Annotated in this window: 15 protein-coding genes; 1 reads left to right on the top strand and 14 read right to left on the bottom strand. The window is 39.7% G+C overall.

The window, feature by feature from the left end; genetic code table 11:
• Positions 1-23: 23 nt before the first annotated feature.
• The 3 genes from tpiA to gap all read right to left on the bottom strand — a co-directional run bounded on the left by tpiA (position 24) and on the right by gap (position 3,606).
• Positions 24-770, bottom strand: a complete 747-nt coding sequence (gene tpiA, locus E7276_RS08130; RefSeq protein WP_028242618.1) for a triose-phosphate isomerase — start codon at positions 768-770, stop codon at positions 24-26.
• A 318-nt stretch (positions 771-1,088) separates the two neighbouring features.
• Positions 1,089-2,312: a phosphoglycerate kinase gene (locus tag E7276_RS08125; protein WP_294216093.1), complete on the bottom strand. Its 1,224-nt coding sequence runs from the start codon at positions 2,310-2,312 to the stop codon at positions 1,089-1,091.
• A gap of 277 nt (positions 2,313-2,589) precedes the next feature.
• On the bottom strand, positions 2,590-3,606 hold the full coding sequence (gap, locus tag E7276_RS08120) for a type I glyceraldehyde-3-phosphate dehydrogenase (RefSeq protein ID WP_294216091.1): 1,017 nt from the start codon (positions 3,604-3,606) through the stop codon (positions 2,590-2,592).
• 218 nt (positions 3,607-3,824) lie between these two features.
• Between gap and E7276_RS08115 the strand changes: the two genes are divergently transcribed.
• The gene (locus E7276_RS08115; protein ID WP_294216089.1) at positions 3,825-4,631 is read left to right on the top strand and encodes a histidinol-phosphatase HisJ family protein; all 807 of its coding nucleotides are present in this window, start codon (positions 3,825-3,827) and stop codon (positions 4,629-4,631) included.
• Positions 4,632-4,649: 18 nt separating this feature from the next.
• On the opposite strand, the gene E7276_RS08110 is transcribed toward E7276_RS08115, so the two are convergent.
• From E7276_RS08110 to rpe, 11 genes are all read right to left on the bottom strand, one after another.
• Complete coding sequence (locus E7276_RS08110; RefSeq protein WP_294216086.1) at positions 4,650-5,237, bottom strand: sigma-70 family RNA polymerase sigma factor; 588 nt, start codon at positions 5,235-5,237, stop codon at positions 4,650-4,652.
• A 14-nt stretch (positions 5,238-5,251) separates the two neighbouring features.
• The gene (gene rlmB, locus E7276_RS08105) at positions 5,252-6,001 is read right to left on the bottom strand and encodes a 23S rRNA (guanosine(2251)-2'-O)-methyltransferase RlmB (protein WP_294216084.1); all 750 of its coding nucleotides are present in this window, start codon (positions 5,999-6,001) and stop codon (positions 5,252-5,254) included.
• A 138-nt stretch (positions 6,002-6,139) separates the two neighbouring features.
• Positions 6,140-6,580 (bottom strand): Mini-ribonuclease 3, encoded by a 441-nt coding sequence (locus E7276_RS08100; RefSeq protein ID WP_294216081.1) that lies wholly within the window; start codon positions 6,578-6,580, stop codon positions 6,140-6,142.
• Positions 6,565-7,980, bottom strand: a complete 1,416-nt coding sequence (gene cysS / locus E7276_RS08095; protein ID WP_294216080.1) for a cysteine--tRNA ligase — start codon at positions 7,978-7,980, stop codon at positions 6,565-6,567. Before cysS ends, E7276_RS08100 begins: the two co-directional genes overlap by 16 nt.
• Positions 7,981-8,118: 138 nt before the next feature.
• Entirely contained in the window at positions 8,119-8,664 is a 546-nt protein-coding gene (gene ispF / locus E7276_RS08090) for a 2-C-methyl-D-erythritol 2,4-cyclodiphosphate synthase (protein ID WP_294216077.1), read from the bottom strand.
• A 142-nt stretch (positions 8,665-8,806) separates the two neighbouring features.
• Complete coding sequence (locus tag E7276_RS08085) at positions 8,807-10,369, bottom strand: DUF3298 and DUF4163 domain-containing protein (protein ID WP_294216074.1); 1,563 nt, start codon at positions 10,367-10,369, stop codon at positions 8,807-8,809.
• 188 nt (positions 10,370-10,557) lie between these two features.
• On the bottom strand, positions 10,558-11,841 hold the full coding sequence (locus E7276_RS08080; RefSeq protein WP_294216071.1) for a PhoH family protein: 1,284 nt from the start codon (positions 11,839-11,841) through the stop codon (positions 10,558-10,560).
• Between the two features lie 186 nt (positions 11,842-12,027).
• Positions 12,028-13,416 (bottom strand): magnesium transporter, encoded by a 1,389-nt coding sequence (gene mgtE, locus E7276_RS08075; RefSeq protein WP_294216068.1) that lies wholly within the window; start codon positions 13,414-13,416, stop codon positions 12,028-12,030.
• Positions 13,417-13,763: 347 nt separating this feature from the next.
• The gene (locus E7276_RS08070; RefSeq protein ID WP_294216066.1) at positions 13,764-15,242 is read right to left on the bottom strand and encodes an AAA family ATPase; all 1,479 of its coding nucleotides are present in this window, start codon (positions 15,240-15,242) and stop codon (positions 13,764-13,766) included.
• Between the two features lie 20 nt (positions 15,243-15,262).
• On the bottom strand, positions 15,263-15,919 hold the full coding sequence (locus E7276_RS08065; RefSeq protein WP_294216063.1) for a thiamine diphosphokinase: 657 nt from the start codon (positions 15,917-15,919) through the stop codon (positions 15,263-15,265).
• A complete protein-coding gene (gene rpe / locus E7276_RS08060) occupies positions 15,916-16,569 on the bottom strand; it encodes a ribulose-phosphate 3-epimerase (protein ID WP_294216061.1) in 654 nt (217 codons plus the stop codon). The genes E7276_RS08065 and rpe overlap by 4 nt, the downstream gene beginning before the upstream one ends.
• Positions 16,570-16,592 lie beyond the last annotated feature (23 nt).

Genomic DNA, 16,592 nt, shown 5'->3' with positions numbered 1-16,592 from the left:
TAGGTTAGGCAGTTCAATATAGATTAGGCATTAACGATTTTACCGAAGTCTGGCTTAAGTGAAGCGCCACCAATAAGACCACCATCGATGTTTGGCTTGCTAAGAAGCTCAGCAGCGTTTGAAGCGTTCATAGATCCGCCGTACTGGATACGAACAGCCTCTGCTGTTGCACCATCATAAAGCTTAGCGATAAGCTCACGGATGAATCCACAAACTTCTTCTGCCTGGTCAGCTGTAGCTGTCTCACCTGTACCGATAGCCCAGATTGGCTCGTAAGCGATAACAAGGTTCTTTACCTGATCAGCTGTAACGCCTGAAAGATCCCATGTAATCTGTCTCTCGATCCACTCCTTGTATGTGCCAGCCTTGCGAAGTGCAAGTGACTCACCACAGCAAAGGATTGGTGTAAGACCAGCAGCGAATGCCTTCTTAACCTTTGCATTGATAAGAATATCATTCTCACCAAAGATGTCACGTCTCTCAGAGTGACCCATGATAACGTACTTAACACCAGCGTCTACAAGCATTGGAGCTGAAATCTCGCCTGTGAAAGCACCCTTATCCTCAATGTAGAAGTTCTCAGCACCAACGTTTACGTTTGTACCCTTTACAGCCTCTACTACAGGAACGATATCGATTGCAGGTACGCAATATACTACATCTACATCATCGTTCTTTACTAAATCCTTAAGCTCAGCAACAAGCTTTACAGCCTCAGAAGGTGTCATGTTCATCTTCCAGTTGCCGGCAATAATTCTTCTTCTTGCCATAATAGTTCTCCTCTCGCCATATTATCATCAATTTATCAAATACTCTCTCAGACACGCTTGCGCTCTTATTCGCTCGTTGCCCTACATAAGATGCTGCTTTCGCACCATCTAAGTAGGGACGGCTCATCAAGGTCTTATGAGAGCATTTGCTAAATTTCTGATTTATAGCTACTTAAAATTATTCTAATAATAAAAGTGTATTACCTTTACGATTAAATTCGGATTCTTTCAAAAATTTCAAGGCAACAGATACGAAGCTGTAGTAAACCTACTGCGAGCTATCTGTTAACGCAGAAATTTTTAGGAAGAAGACGAATTTTATTTGTCGTCTGCTGCGTAAACGCCTGGTAATTCCTTACCCTCAAGGAACTCAAGAGAAGCTCCACCACCTGTAGAGATGTGGCTCATCTTGTCAGCGAATCCCATCTGGTTAACAGCTGCTGCTGAATCACCACCACCGATGATTGTTGTAGCATCTGTCTCAGCAAGTGCCTTAGCAACTGCCTCTGTACCTACAGCAAGTGCTGGGTTCTCGAAAAGACCCATTGGTCCATTCCAAAGAACTGTCTTAGCTGTCTTAACCTTCTCAGAGAAAAGAGCAATTGTCTTAGGTCCGATATCGCAACCCTCTCTGTCAGCTGGCATATTCTCTGTATCGTATGTCTCGCACTCAACTGGAGCATCGATTGGATCTGGGAAGCCTGCGATTGTAACAGCATCAAGTGGAAGAAGAATTTCCTTACCCATGCTCTTAGCCTTCTCAAGCATTTCCTTACAGTAATCAAGCTTTGTATCGTCGCAAAGTGACTTACCAATTTCGTATCCCAAAGCCTTCTGGAATGTGTAAGACATACCACCACCGATGATAAGTGTGTCGCACTTCTCAAGAAGGTTGTTAATTACGTTAAGCTTGTCAGCAACCTTAGCGCCACCAAGGATTGCTACGAATGGACGTACTGGATTCTCAACAGCATTGCCAAGGAAGTTGATTTCCTTCTGCATAAGGTATCCAACTACATTAGAACCACCCTTTGCTGTGATGAACTTTGTAACACCAGCTACAGAAGCATGAGCTCTGTGTGATGAACCAAAAGCGTCGCATACATAATCATCAGCAAGATCAGCGAGTTCCTTAGAGAAAGCCTCACCATTCTTTGTTTCTTCCTCGCCACGGAAACGAGTATTCTGAAGAAGTACTACATCTCCTTCTTTCATAGCCTCAACAGCCTTTGTAGCAGCCTCACCTGTTACGTTGTAATCAGAAACGAAGTTTACTTCCTTTCCAAGCTTCTCAGAAAGTCTCTTTGCAACTGGAGCAAGCGACTCGCCCTCGTTAGGACCATTCTTTACCTTACCAAGGTGTGAGCAAAGGATAACCTTTCCACCATCAGCGATAAGCTTGTTGATTGTAGGAAGAGCAGCCTTGATACGTGTATCATCTGTGATTTCACCTGCTTTAAGAGGTACATTGAAGTCACAACGAACAAGTACACGGCGACCCTTTACGTTGATGTCATCAACTGTCTTCTTATTTAATGCCATTATTCTTTTCCTCCTTAAAAACCTACGCCTGTTACAGTTACAAGCCTTAGCGTTTCTCCGCTCATCTGACACGATTCGCTTGAGAAATCTAAGAGCTTGTTACTTACAGGCTCAGTTTATTAATATCTTAAATAAAAAAGGGCCGCGGTCCAATAGGACCGGACCCTTGAAAAATCCAAAAAATTCGGATATTTGCTCATAGGCTAGGAACATAAGCGAAGCTGTACTAAGTACTGCAAGCGCAACATAACGAAGCAGATGGGCAAATAGACAATTTTTATGCTAACTCTGAGAAGTACTTGATTGTACGTACCATCTGTGATGTGTAGCTGTTCTCGTTATCATACCAAGAAACAACCTGTACCTCGTACTGATCATCAGAAATCTTAGAAACCATTGTCTGTGTAGCATCGAAGAGAGAACCAAATCTCATACCTACGATATCTGAAGAAACGATTTCATCCTCGTTGTAACCGAATGACTCGTTAGCTGCTGCCTTCATAGCTGCGTTGATACCCTCAACAGTAACGTCCTTCTTGTTTACTACTGCTGTAAGGATTGTTGTAGAACCTGTTGGTGTAGGAACACGCTGAGCAGATCCGATAAGCTTTCCGTTAAGCTCTGGGATAACAAGACCGATAGCCTTTGCTGCACCTGTTGAGTTAGGAACGATGTTAACTGCTGCTGCACGTGAACGACGAAGATCACCCTTTCTCTGTGGGCCATCAAGTGTCATCTGATCACCTGTGTAAGCGTGGATTGTTACCATGATACCAGACTGGATTGGAGCGTACTTGTTAAGTGCGTCAGCCATAGGTGCTAAGCAGTTTGTTGTACATGAAGCTGCTGAAATGATGTTATCAGAAGCCTTAAGTGTCTTATGGTTTGTATTGTAAACGATTGTAGGAAGATCGTTTCCTGCTGGTGCAGAGATAACAACCTTTCTAGCACCTGCATTGATATGAGCCTGTGCCTTTTCCTTAGATGTGTAGAATCCTGAGCACTCAAGAACTACGTCTACCTTAAGGTCTCCCCATGGGCAATTGTTTGCATCTGGGAATGCATAGATTTTGATTTCCTTACCGCAAACGATGATTGAATCATCTGTGCAAGAAACCTCATCTGCATGCTCATACTTTCCCTGTGATGAATCATACTTTAAAAGATGTGCTAACATCTTTGGGCTAGTTAAGTCGTTGATTGCTACTACTTCGTAACCTTCTGCGCCGAACATCTGACGGAATGCAAGACGTCCGATACGGCCAAAACCGTTAATTGCTACTCTTACTGCCATTTTCAAATCCTCCTAAAGATTCTTTTAAAAATTTTTTAGCGAGCTATTTATAAAAAATAACCCCGTATGCACTTCATTTTATACAACTTGCAAGCATAATTCAACCCTTAAATGAAAGAATGTTAAATTTTTCTCAATCTTCCAAAATTAAAATATGCTCAGAATGTTGATAAAGTCTTTTATTATGGTAAAATTACCTCAACTTAAGGAGGTTTACTATGTTTTGGGACAATCATATGCACTCTAGTTTTTCAGGAGATTCTGACACCGCTCCTATCGATATGATAAACGCTGCAAAAGCAAAGGGGCTTCGTGGAATCACCTTCACTGATCATTTAGATTTAGGATATCCCGAAGAATATGGCTTCTTCGATCTAGATATTCAAAATTACTACCCTACTCAGCATAAGCTAGCAGAAGAAAATTCAGATGATAATTTTACAATTTTAACTGGACTTGAAGTTGGGCTCCAGCCATGGGTCCAGGAAGAGAATAAAAAAATTGTAGCCAGTCAACCTTATGACTTTATTATTGGTAGCACTCATCTCATTGATAAGCTAGATCCATATTTTGAAAGCACTTGGGAAAACAAAAATCCAATTGAACTATTAACTCGATACTATAATTGTATCTACGAGAACATAACTGGTTTTTCCGATTTTGATACTGTTGGACATTTGGATTATGCCTTTAGATATGCTAAGGACGAGCATATTAAAAATAATTCTCATGAGCCTTATAAAGAAATAATAGACGCTATACTTGAGCACATCATAAAAAATGACAAAGCCTTAGAAATAAACACAGCCGCCTATCGAAAAGGAATGAATAGTCCTAATCCTGCTGCTTCCATAATAAAACGATACCGCGCGTTAGGTGGACGCCTTATCACAATAGGTGCCGATGCTCACATTCCACAAGACATTGCCGCAGACTTCAATAGACTTCCTGAATTATTATCTAGCTGTGGTTTTACCGAATATGCGGTTTTCAAAAAACGTGTTCCTAATATGTATCCACTATAATATAAATAAAAGCAAGGGCTAAATAGTCCTTGCTTTTTGTTTGATTCTAGTGAGTGTGTTATCTATTGATTTCTCAGATTTCCCAAGTTTAGCGGCGATTTCCTTATAATTAAAATCCTGCATGTATAAATCAAATACTTGCTGCTCTAATGGTGACAGATTCGATTTTAGTCGGTCGATGAGACTGAGATTTTCCTCTGCCTCTATAAGCAACTGTGCAGGGTCATCTGTAGTCAAATTCTGCTCTTCTACTTCGTTGCCATCCTCATTATAAATTGACACATAGGCATTTAATGGAGAATGTTTTTTTCGATTACTAGCTTCGATGGCCTTTATCATCTGCCTGTCTATACACATAGAAGCAAAATGAAAAAATGTAACCTCAGAGGTGGTATCATAGTCACCTATAGCTCCAAATAATCCAATCATTCCTTCTTGAATTAAATCTTCGTTTTCTCCGCCTACCAAAAAATACTTTTTTGAATTTTTTAGTACTAATGGTTTGTATTTCTCACATATATAATTCAGGATGGCCTGATCGCCATCCTGATATTTTTTTACTAATTGTTCATCTGTAAGCTTTTCATATTCGGCTCTAGCGTCCATAGCTCACTCCCAATTTATTTACTCTTATTAATTCTTTGTCTAACAACTTCGTATGCTAATACTCCGCAAGCAACTGACGCATTAAGAGAATCGATATCACCATACATAGGAATGCTGGCAATCATATCACAATTCTTTTTAACTAAATCAGAAACTCCATGGCCTTCATTACCAATTACAAGACCAATTGAGCCTGTAAGATTAAGGTCATACATGGTAGTGCCACCCATATCTGCACATACAAACCACATTCCCTGTTCTTTAAGCTCTTCCATAGTTTTGCTTATATTTGTAACTTTTGCTACTGGAGTGTAATTGATTGCACCTGCTGATGCCTTTGCTACTGTAGCTGTAAGTCCAACTGCACGATGCTTTGGAATAACAACGCCGTGTGCTCCAGCCTGATTAGCTGTACGGATAATAGCGCCCAAGTTATGAGGGTCCTCAATATTATCAAGGATAATAAGGAATGGATCCTCACCCTTTTCTCTAGCTGATGCCATAATATCCTCAAGTTCCACATAATCATAGCTTGCAGCATAAGCGAGAACGCCCTGGTGCTTTCCTGTCTCTGAAAGCTGGTCAAGTCGCTCCTTCTTTACAAAGCTAATAACTGTATCCTTGCTCTTTTTAGCCTCTCTAAGTATTGTCTGAACTGGGCCATCCTTGCAGCCCTCAAGCACAAACAACTTGTCTATAGTTTTACCACTTCTAAAAGCCTCAAGCACAGCATTGCGGCCCTCTACAATTCTACTCTCTTCCATTTTACAAACCTACGGGAGTTACGGCTACAATCATTCCCCCTGTTTTTCTCATCGTTTTCACTATACTCTCGAAAAACAGGGAAATAATTATCGCCTACTCCCTTACACTTTCTAATATACTTTATTGTTAAAGCTCCACTAATCTAGTATATCTAGCTCAAGGGCTGCAATGCCCTTATTAACCAATTCGCACACACGGTCCATATTGTCAGTCAAATAAAGATATCCTATTACCGCCTCAAAGCCTGTAGCCTCCAAATAATCCATTGTAGTGGCATTTTTCGCCTTGGTGTGAGGCTTTGAATTGCGTCCTCTGCGATACCAGTCAGACTCCTCTTCTGTAAAATCATCCATAAGCGTTGCTGCCATTCTTGCCTGAGTAGGTGCCTTTACAATAGAACTTGCTCTCTGGTGGAGTTTGTTTACTGCGGTATTACCTTTATTAACAAGGATGGAACGAATCACCACATCAAAAATCGCATCACCAATATAAGCAAGCGTTAGCGGTGAATATGTTCTAATATCCTTTGCTTCGATATTAAATTTGCCATTTAAATATTCATTTAAACTAGCTTCCATACTACTCCTTCACGAGTATCTTTAATCTCTACACCCTTTGCTAAAAGCTCATCACGAATTGCATCCGCTGTAGCAAAGTCTTTTGCTTTTTTAGCCTCAGCTCTGCGAGCGATAGCATCATTGATGAATGCCTCAAGCTCAGCATCTACTTCATTGCCCGCCTCAAGAGCCTTTGCATGACCAATCAAATCAAGGGAAAGAACTCTATCAAAGCTTTCTACAAGTGCAAGCTTAGTAGCATCATTTGTATCTGCCTTAAGGGCATCATAGAGAATTGTGATAGCCATAGATGTATTCAAATCATTTGAAACTGCCTCACAGAATTTTTCTTCAAACTCCTTCTTAACAGCCTCATCTACTGCACCCTCTGCCTTGAGCTCAGATACTCTCTTAACGAGCTTATTGTAAGCCTGAACTGTATTGTCCAAATTCTCCCAAGAGAATACAAGTGGCTTACGATAATGTGACTGTAAGCAGAAGAATCTGTATACAAGTGGATCATATCCCTTTTCCTGAAGAACAGAAACTGTAAGGATAGCTCCCTTTGACTTTGACATCTTTCCTGACTGGTCATTAAGGTGATTGCTATGGAACCAGTAGTTGCACCATTTATGTCCAAGATAAGCCTCTGACTGAGCCACCTCATTTGTGTGATGTGGGAAAATATTATCAACACCACCACAGTGAATATCCATATACTCTCCAAGGTGCTTCATAGAAATGCATGAGCACTCAATATGCCATCCTGGGTAGCCTACGCCCCAAGGACTATCCCATTTAAGAGCCTGGTCCTCAAACTTTGATTTTGTAAACCAAAGTACAAAGTCTGTTTTATTTTTCTTGTTTGTATCCTCTTCTACATCATCACGAACACCAACCTCAAGTGCTTCCTTTTCAACTGATGAAGAAAATACATAATAATCTGAAAGCTTGCTTGTGTCAAAGTAAACATTGCCGCCAGCTAAATATGCATAGCCTTTTTCAATAAGTGTCTCAATCATGTGGATGAACTCAGGAATACAATTTGTTGCCGGCTCTACAACGTCTGGACGCTTATTGCCAACTGCATCAAAATCCTTAAAGAATGCATCTGTATAGAACTTTGCAATTTCCATAACTGTTTTGTGCTCACGCTTTGCACCAGCTACCATTTTATCCTCACCAGTGTCAGCATCGCTTGAAAGGTGTCCTACGTCTGTAATGTTCATAACACGCTTAACATCGTATCCTGCGTACTCAAGCGATTTAATAAGTGCATCCTGCATGATATATGTACGAATATTTCCAATATGTGCAAAATGATAAACAGTAGGGCCGCAAGTGTACATTGCTACCTTACCCTCCTCATTCGAATGAAAATCTTCCACTTTTCTACTCAAAGTATTATAAAACCTAAACATTTTTATTCTCCTAATCCGCAGGGTTACGGTCACAAGCCTTATAGCTTCTTTGCTCATCTAAAACGATTCGCGCAGAAGCATAAGAGCTTGTTACCTACCTGCTCATATAATTATTTTCTTTGTCTAATGAAAATTCTTTTATTTTCCACGTTTGCAACCAGAGCAGCCTTCGCAGCTACGTCCGCTATCAAACACTACATTGCTTCCATCATAAAACTCATAAAGCAAACATACTGCCTGAGCGCTAATGCCTTCTTCTCGGCCAGTGAATCCCAAGTGCTCCTCGGTAGTAGCTTTAATATTTACCTGATCTACATCGATGCCCAAACATCGTGCAACGTTTTCTTCCATCTGGTCGATGAAAGGTCTCAGCTTTGGTGCCTGTGCGATTACTGTAGCATCAACGTTTCCAACCACATAGCCTTTATCCATAACAAGCTCTCTAACCTGTTCTAGAAGCTTCATGGAATCTGCCCCCTTGTACTTAGGGTCAGTATCTGGAAAATGTGCACCAATATCTTTGAGTCCAGCCGCTCCAAGGACCGCATCTGCAATAGCATGCAAAAGAACATCAGCATCAGAATGTCCCAACAATCCAAGAGTGTGATCTATTTTAACGCCACCAATAATCAAATCACGGCCTTCAACGAGCTTATGCACATCATACCCCGTGCCTATTCTCATAATGTATATCTCCTCAATAATCAATCATTTATTTAACCTACTTAGTCAACATTGAATTATAGCAAAAAATCAGCTTATTTAATAGACTTTTTCGCATTAAAGGCCCGCTGGATTTAAAATCCAGCGGGCCTTTTGGTCTGGCTTATCCCGCGTATGGCATGTTATCGAATAAATCGTATTCGCTTTCGCCATCTACGTAGCGAACTCCATCTTTGTATTTGTATGTGAAAATGCCTTGTATTGTGCCATCTTCATTTACAAACTCGATTTCTGAATCGTATTTGGTGATTGGGTAGATAACTGTGCCTTTTTCAACGGTTGCACTGTCTCCGTTATTATCTGTATATCTTAAATCTTTTTTAAGGGTGATTCCCATTGCATTTCCATTTGTTCTTGGATCATTTGACAATTTGTCAAATGTTTCTGTGGTCGAAAATCCATTTCCATCATATTGATAATCCTTTGTGGCACCCCAGGTACCAAAGGCATCTACTCTGTATTGTACAGTGATTACATTGTCCTCAATATTTTGGATAGAGCCATCTAATTCCTGAACCAATGTATAGTTTTTATCTGCATCATACAAATGGATAACATTCCAATCACTAGAACCTGAAGTGACTATCATAATATAATTTCCTGTGCTTGAGTGAACAAACATCGGCTCACAGTAAAAAACGTCAGGATCATTTAATTTGATTTCATTTTCTCCAATATGAAGGGTGAACTCTGTAGAATAGTTTTCCTCATCTTCTACGCTTTCTAAGTAAACTATCTCATTCTCACCATCTCCATTTACATCTATCAAATCAGCAAGTCCGAATGTAGAAATGTCAGATGTATAGAAATCGCCTGAAGGTATGTATTTTTCATCGAATCCTTCCAGCTGGCTATATGGTATGTTGAATGTAACAGAGCCTGCAGCATGTGGCGCTATTGTGCTTTCTGGGAATCCAATGACAATGCCTCGCTCATTAAACCAAACACCTACAGTAGATAATAGTCCTGTCTCCATACGTGCAATGTAGTCATCATAGTCATCCATAAGCATGCTCTTTGCTTCTTCGGAGCTGTTATCAATATCATTTCTAATGGCCTGTGCAATATTAGAAACGCTAGCTTCAAAGCTGGTATTCTCAAGGATTTCTCCTGTTTGAGTGTCAAAGGTCACACCATATTCATTCTGAACCCCATTGGCACCACCCTCGTAGTCATACTCGCTCAAATGAATGCTAAATAACTGGTTGTCACATCTAGTAACTTCAGCGCTGATAGTGTATGAATAATAGGCAACATAGTCGTAGACAAATTCATTTTCAGCACCTTCATTGTCAGCCTTATCCTTTTCAAGCTGAGCATTGGTATCCTTTGCCTCATTCACCATGTTCTCGCAGGTTTTATTAAAAGTCTCAACCTGCTCTGAGAAATATTCGTTAACAGCATCCGCCAGTGTGGAATGATTTGTATCTGTAATTTCCACACACTGGATAGAGCCAGTGAAATACTCATATACATCATCATAAGCCACGGCTGTGTATGTATATTCAGGCAAAGAATCGGTGTCGTTAACAGTTTCCTCAGGTTCTTCTGTCGTCTCTGTCACCTTCTGTGGTGTAGCCGCCTTCTCTGTCTCCTCAGTATCACATGCAATTAACGCAAATGTAACTAATGCTACCACAAGCATCAGTGGTATCTTTTTTTTCATACTAACCTCCATATCTCCCAACCAAACAAAATTTAACCCTATATCTAACTTTCAAAATCATTCTGCTTTCTAATGCTTAGTATACACATTCTCTGTACTATTTCAAGTGGTACAGTTATTTCCAAAAAAGGAGCCCTACTCACCTAGGGCCCCAAAGGAGGATTTATTATAATACTGATGATAAGCAATTATTTTATTACAAGTCTCTTTGCGCCTTCGGCAGCCAGTGGACTTCTCACTGTTTCACTTTCGTCAAAGGTAATTTGAGCACAAAGTTCTGAACCCTTCATTCTCTCTGCTGCAAAGGAAAGACCATTATTCTTTCTGTCTAGCTTTGGAGAATCAATTTGATCTGGATCACCAAGTAGTACAACCTTCGATCCCTTGCCTGCTCTAGTAATAATCTCAAGTATTTGACCTATGGTACAGTTCTGTGCCTCGTCTACTATGATAAATGAATTAACAAGCGAGCGACCTCTCATGTAGGCCAATGAACATATCTCGATAATACCTGTTTCAAACATATCCTCTATCTGAAGCTTAACCTGCTCCTTTTCCTCATTCTGTCCCTTTAAAAGTACCTGCAGGTTATCCATAAATGGAGCAATAAGTGGCGTCATTTTTTCTTCCAAATCTCCTGGAAGGAAGCCTAAATCATTATCAGAAAGAGTGTTGCTTCGGGTAATCATTATTCTGTCATAACCGTTGTGATAATAGCCCTGTAAACCAGCAGCCAAGGATAGGAAGGTTTTTGCTGTTCCTGCACTACCCTTTAGGATTACGAGTGGTATATCCTCCGGATGCGCCAAAAGTGCATATAAAGCAAACCTTTGGCCCACATTTCTTGGCTGACAATAAGGAGTATAATAATCTCTATCCTTTAATAGATGCCAACCATCATTTTTAAATGTATATAAAGCAGAATTGCTACCTTCTCTACATATTCCAAATTCATTTACTATAAAGCCCTTATTAAATGGACTTTCTATATCTTCTGGAGTAATATCTCGACGTCCTGAATAATTCTCGTTATCAAGAATCATCTCATTGTGATAGCCCTGCACAACGCAGCCACACATAGTAGCATTGATCCTCATTGAGATATCATTTGTAACAAGTATTGTTTCCAAATCACTAGCTTTAGCAATTGCTAAAACTCCATTTATTATTCTGTTGTCAGGTCTGTCCATGGTAAATTCAGCTGGAACCAGTTTTTCGAACTCAGACTCTTTGGCTATTTTGAAGGTGCCGCCATTTGGCATTTCCACCCCAGCAGCGTAGTCCCCTTCTATAGATTCAATATTTCTTATAGACTCCCTGGCACCATAACCAACCTCAGCATAGGCGGTTTTCTTTGAGTCAAGCTCCTGTAAAGTAGTGGTGGTGATGATAACATTATTATCATCAAAACCAAACATGGCCGAAGGACAATGAATCAAAATGTTGGTGTCTAATACGTAGTTTTTCTTCATAGGGGTCACGCTCCTTGCATATTAAATTATCAGTCAGCGCTGCGTATTGCAGATAACTTTTCTGATAATTCAATTTTACTCCAATTGCCCCTTAAGTTCCACAAGATTTTGTAGTTATTTATGTAGAATTTGTGAAAAAAGCACCGCATGTTGATTCGTAACAAAACCAACATACGATGCTTTATTTTAAATATGTCCTACCAACAGTAAGCCTGCCAGTCCATAGTAAGTTACTACCGCAACCAAATCGTTAATTGTAGTAATTAGTGGACCTGACGCTACAGCTGGGTCAACTTTAATTTTGTGGAAGAAAATAGGAATAATAGTTCCTATAAAGCTTGACACAATCATAGCAACGAAAAGTGAAAATCCAACTATTGCAGAAATTCTAAATGCATGCACCCAAAGGTAGCCTTTGAAGCCATGTAAATAGCAAGCCACAAATACAAATGCAATCACACCTAGAATCAGTCCATTTGTACCACCAACTCGCATTTCCTTAAGAATGAATTTGGCTTTTTCTACACCAGAAATTTCTTCATCCATAAGAACACGAATGGTAACAGCAAGGGATTGTGTTCCAACATTTCCTGCCATATCCAAAATCAAGGATTGGAATACAACAACTATTGCTACAGATGCTACAACCTTATCAAAAATACCTATTACCGAGCTGGTAACAAGCCCTAGCCCTAATAATAACAGCAACCAAGGCATGCGCTTTTTAATACTCTCCCCAAGTTGCTCGTTTAAATCTTCCTCTGCGGTCAAACCAGCTAACTTAGCGTAATCCTCACCCATCTCATCATCTACAGCCTCGATGATATCCTGAGATGTAATAACACCAATAATCTCATCTGCAGGATTAAGTACTGGAATTGAATCCTCAGCATAATCCTTCAAATCCTCAATTGTATCTGCAATGAGAGCATCGGCTTTTATGCTTGGGTAGCTATGGGAAATTATGTCCTCTAGAGGAGTGTAATCTCTAGCTAAAATCAAATCCCTAAGTTCAATAGCTCCGTAATATTTTTTGTTTTCGTCTTCAACATAAATAGTATTGATATTGTCATTGTCCTTTGACTGAGCAATCAAAGAACGCATTGCCTGCTTTACGGTAAAGCTCTTGCCAATAACTATGAAATTAGTAGTCATCATGCTACCAATTTCATCCTCATCGTAGGAATTAATGAGTCGAACATCTGCAGATGCGTCTTTGTCCATCAAAGAAATCAACTGCTCTCTCTGTTCTTCGTCCTCGATGTCTTCAAGAGCATCTACCGCGTCATCCGCATCCATGTTTTCAAGGACATCAGCGGCCTGTTCTGGAGTAATCTCCGCTAAAATCTCTCCTACATCTTCAATGTAAGGGAAGATTTCAGAAAGACGCTCAGCGCCCAAAATGCCATATAGTCTCTGGCGGTCTTCCTTATCAAGGGCTTCGTACGCCTCGGCGATATCATTCTCATGATAATCATCCAAAGCCTCCATTAGCTCTTCTGCACCGATATTAGAGCGTAGCAGGTCAATAATTTCTTGAGTAATATCGTTCTCTAATAATTCTTTGTTTTCCATAGTTTCACATGAACATGAAATAAATATAAAGTCACCACAAAAAATGAAGCAGATCCATCTAGATATTGTCTAAGACAATAAGGACCTGCTGGGCAACGTTTTCTGATTGTCCTTATCAGAAAACAGTTACTGTAGACGATGACAAGAACAAGCTCATTAAATGAAAACTACTCTATTTATATATCAAGAGCAGCTACCATACTAAGCTTACTATTTGCCTCGTCGCTAAATAATCGCCCGTGACTGTCCGATTTATCCATAGCTGCTCTCCTTTCATTTTTCTAAATTAAATTGTTTGAATTAACAAAAAAACTTTAACACATAAAACAACTTTTTGTAAACCCAAATTAAGAAAGTTTTTCTACCATTTTTCTATCAAAGACAACTTCCTTAACTCCATCTACCTCTATTTGATATAGAGCATTGGCAGCCAGATGCTCTGCAGCCTGCTCAACATTTCTAATTCCAGTAGATATAACAAATTTCTCCATAACCGCATCAAGGCCATCTTCTGTAACCTGACACTCTTCTGGAGTCATACCGATTCGTTTCAAAACCTTTGGCAGAGAAAAACGTCTAAATATCTCCTTTTTCTCTTCAACAGAATAATCAGGAATATCAATTACCGCAAATCGAGACATTAATGGTGCTGATATGTCAGCCTTTACATTTGCTGTAGCAATAGGATAAACACCCATTGTTGGAATCATGCACTCCATATAATTATCTGTAAAACCAAGGTTATCAAGAAGTGTCAAAAGCACGTCTGCAGGATTTCCGTTTCCTTTGCCAGAATTTGCTTTATCTAACTCATTTATTATAAATACAAGGTTGCTAGTTCCTGCATTGGAAAAAGCTTCCATTATAATTCCAGGCTTTGCATTGGAATAAATTCTAGAACTGCCTGTAAGCTGCTCTGGATCATTTATAGAGCTCATATCAAGAGTAGTCCATGGCAATTTAAGAATTCTAGCTACCGCATAGGCAATCTGAGATTTACCAACTCCCGCAGGTCCGCAGAGCAACAAACCGTAGCTTGGCAAAGTATGGGTACGGTTAACCTGAATAACTGTCTCCATAATTCTTTGCTTAACAGACTCTAGACCATAAAGCTCTTCATCAAGAATTCTTCTAGCCTCCACTGGATCAATAGCCTCAAAATAATCACTCTTCCACTGAATGTTTATCATTATTGATAAAGCTCGTTGAGCATGTCGTCGTTCTTCAATAGTAACTTCTGCAGATTTTGCCACTGCAAGATTACGACGAGCCCACAATCTTATATTATCTGGGAAGGTTCTGCCTGCACAGGTAATAAAGTCAGTAATAGACTGGATGCTGGTGAGCTTCATATCATCACCATCTTCTGCCTCTTCCTCATCTAGCTCCTCTTCTGAAGGGGCATTAGAAGCAAACAATCTATCCATCATAAACTGTAAGAATCCATCTTCTGATGAAAGCTTTCCATTACCAATACCAGTTTCTCTAATTTTATATACAGCATAGCCCTCAGAAGTACACTTTCCAGATAATCTAACTGGTATGTGATTCTCTCCCAGCCAACCTATTAAGCTTACAAATCTAAGATCTATTCTAAGAATATCTTCAGAGGTAACTCCGCCTTGAAACTCTCCTTCAAAGCTGCTTCGAACCCCTGGATTTGTAAATGCTCCATTTACATGGTGAACCATTTTCCCAGAATTATTTGACAAAACCAAAAACGGTTTATCCCCTGTAGCTTCTGGTTCTTCCGACCTAAATGTCACATATGTTTTTACTGATTCTTTCTTTTCATTTCCGCTGTTGTTAAAATCGAAAACTGGCATTTTCTTCTCCCGTACTAATCCTAATCTCTGCTTTCAATAACTATCAGGTATCCATCCTCTAGGAAAATATGTCCCTCCTGAGCCACCACCTGATTGCTAATAGTCAATGTGTCAAAACCTTTTATGTCAGCCTCTGTCAAAGGATATTTGAATCCTTCCATTGTAACCTTTCGCGCCACTCCCATATAAGGGATAACTGAAACGAAAAGTCCTTCTTCCTTATCCACAATGTAAATGTCACCTGGACGTATCATCTGAATAAAATTATGAGAATCTAAAAGAATAACATTTCTATTATTTTTTAACCCAAGACCAAGTAAGGCGATGTTCCCTAGCATGTGGTCTATTCTAGAGCCTGTACCGCCAAAAATAAAAATCGAATCTAATTCATCGGTAATATCAAATGCATACCTAAGAGCAGCCTCAGTATCTGTGTCATCCTTCACTGGATTTAGAATTTTGATTTCGATTCCCCTAGCAGTAATTCTATCCACTACCCCCTGACTAGCAGAATCAAAATCCCCAATTACTAGGTTAGGTGTTAAGTTCAAATGCTCGCATGTCTCATAGCCTTTATCACAAGCAATTATGAACTGTTTTTCTTGCTCCTGTTCCTTAAAAAAAGCCTCTAAAAAATCATCCTCAATTTTGCCGCCAGCTATTATTATGCACTTCATTCCATTTTCTCCAAAAGGGCCATTGCATTGGCCTTGATGTCGCCCTTAAATACTGCAGAGCCAGCAACTATAATATTAGCTCCTGCTTCAAGCACATCATCAATGGTGTCCATATTAACTCCGCCATCAACTTCTATATCAAGTTTTAGCTTTTTTTGTCTAGCAAGAACAGATAGCTCCCTAACCTTATCCACTGTATAAGGAATCATACTTTGACCACCAAAACCTGGATTGACAGTCATTATCAAAACCATATCAACCTTGTCTAGCACATGAATAATGTCATTGATTGGTGTTGCAGGATTTATTGCTACGCCTGCCATTACTCCACAACTTTTTATCAAATCGATTGTAGCATCTAAGTGCTTGCAGGCTTCAGCATGCACCGTAATAATATCAGCTCCTGCCTCAGCAAAATCCTTTACATATCTTTCTGGATCCATAATCATCAAATGTACATCAAAAAGTCTATCCGTGTACTGACGAATAGTTTTTAAAACAGGTAATCCGAAGCTGATGCTAGGCACAAACAAGCCATCCATAACATCAAAATGTACGTATTGTGCTCCTGCTTCATCAATTAATTGCAGCTGTTCTTTCAATATTCCAAAATCTGCTGATAGTATTGAAGGTGCTAAACATTTTTCCATATTAATTCTCCTGCTTGTATATT

The sequence above is a fragment of the Pseudobutyrivibrio sp. genome (assembly GCF_015057185.1).
GTDB lineage: Bacteria > Bacillota > Clostridia > Lachnospirales > Lachnospiraceae > Pseudobutyrivibrio.
The sequence above is the reverse complement of the archived record's forward strand: the minus strand, read 5'-3'. Positions and strand labels throughout refer to the sequence as shown.

Coding starts and splice junctions, on each gene's coding strand:
- tpiA (WP_028242618.1), bottom strand. CDS start 770: ATGGCAAGAAGAAGAATTATTGCCGGCAACTGGAAGATGAACATGACA.
- E7276_RS08125 (WP_294216093.1), bottom strand. CDS start 2,312: ATGGCATTAAATAAGAAGACAGTTGATGACATCAACGTAAAGGGTCGC.
- gap (WP_294216091.1), bottom strand. CDS start 3,606: ATGGCAGTAAGAGTAGCAATTAACGGTTTTGGCCGTATCGGACGTCTT.
- E7276_RS08115 (WP_294216089.1), top strand. CDS start 3,825: ATGTTTTGGGACAATCATATGCACTCTAGTTTTTCAGGAGATTCTGAC.
- E7276_RS08110 (WP_294216086.1), bottom strand. CDS start 5,237: ATGGACGCTAGAGCCGAATATGAAAAGCTTACAGATGAACAATTAGTA.
- rlmB (WP_294216084.1), bottom strand. CDS start 6,001: ATGGAAGAGAGTAGAATTGTAGAGGGCCGCAATGCTGTGCTTGAGGCT.
- E7276_RS08100 (WP_294216081.1), bottom strand. CDS start 6,580: ATGGAAGCTAGTTTAAATGAATATTTAAATGGCAAATTTAATATCGAA.
- cysS (WP_294216080.1), bottom strand. CDS start 7,980: ATGTTTAGGTTTTATAATACTTTGAGTAGAAAAGTGGAAGATTTTCAT.
- ispF (WP_294216077.1), bottom strand. CDS start 8,664: ATGAGAATAGGCACGGGGTATGATGTGCATAAGCTCGTTGAAGGCCGT.
- E7276_RS08085 (WP_294216074.1), bottom strand. CDS start 10,369: ATGAAAAAAAAGATACCACTGATGCTTGTGGTAGCATTAGTTACATTT.
- E7276_RS08080 (WP_294216071.1), bottom strand. CDS start 11,841: ATGAAGAAAAACTACGTATTAGACACCAACATTTTGATTCATTGTCCT.
- mgtE (WP_294216068.1), bottom strand. CDS start 13,416: ATGGAAAACAAAGAATTATTAGAGAACGATATTACTCAAGAAATTATT.
- E7276_RS08070 (WP_294216066.1), bottom strand. CDS start 15,242: ATGCCAGTTTTCGATTTTAACAACAGCGGAAATGAAAAGAAAGAATCA.
- E7276_RS08065 (WP_294216063.1), bottom strand. CDS start 15,919: ATGAAGTGCATAATAATAGCTGGCGGCAAAATTGAGGATGATTTTTTA.
- rpe (WP_294216061.1), bottom strand. CDS start 16,569: ATGGAAAAATGTTTAGCACCTTCAATACTATCAGCAGATTTTGGAATA.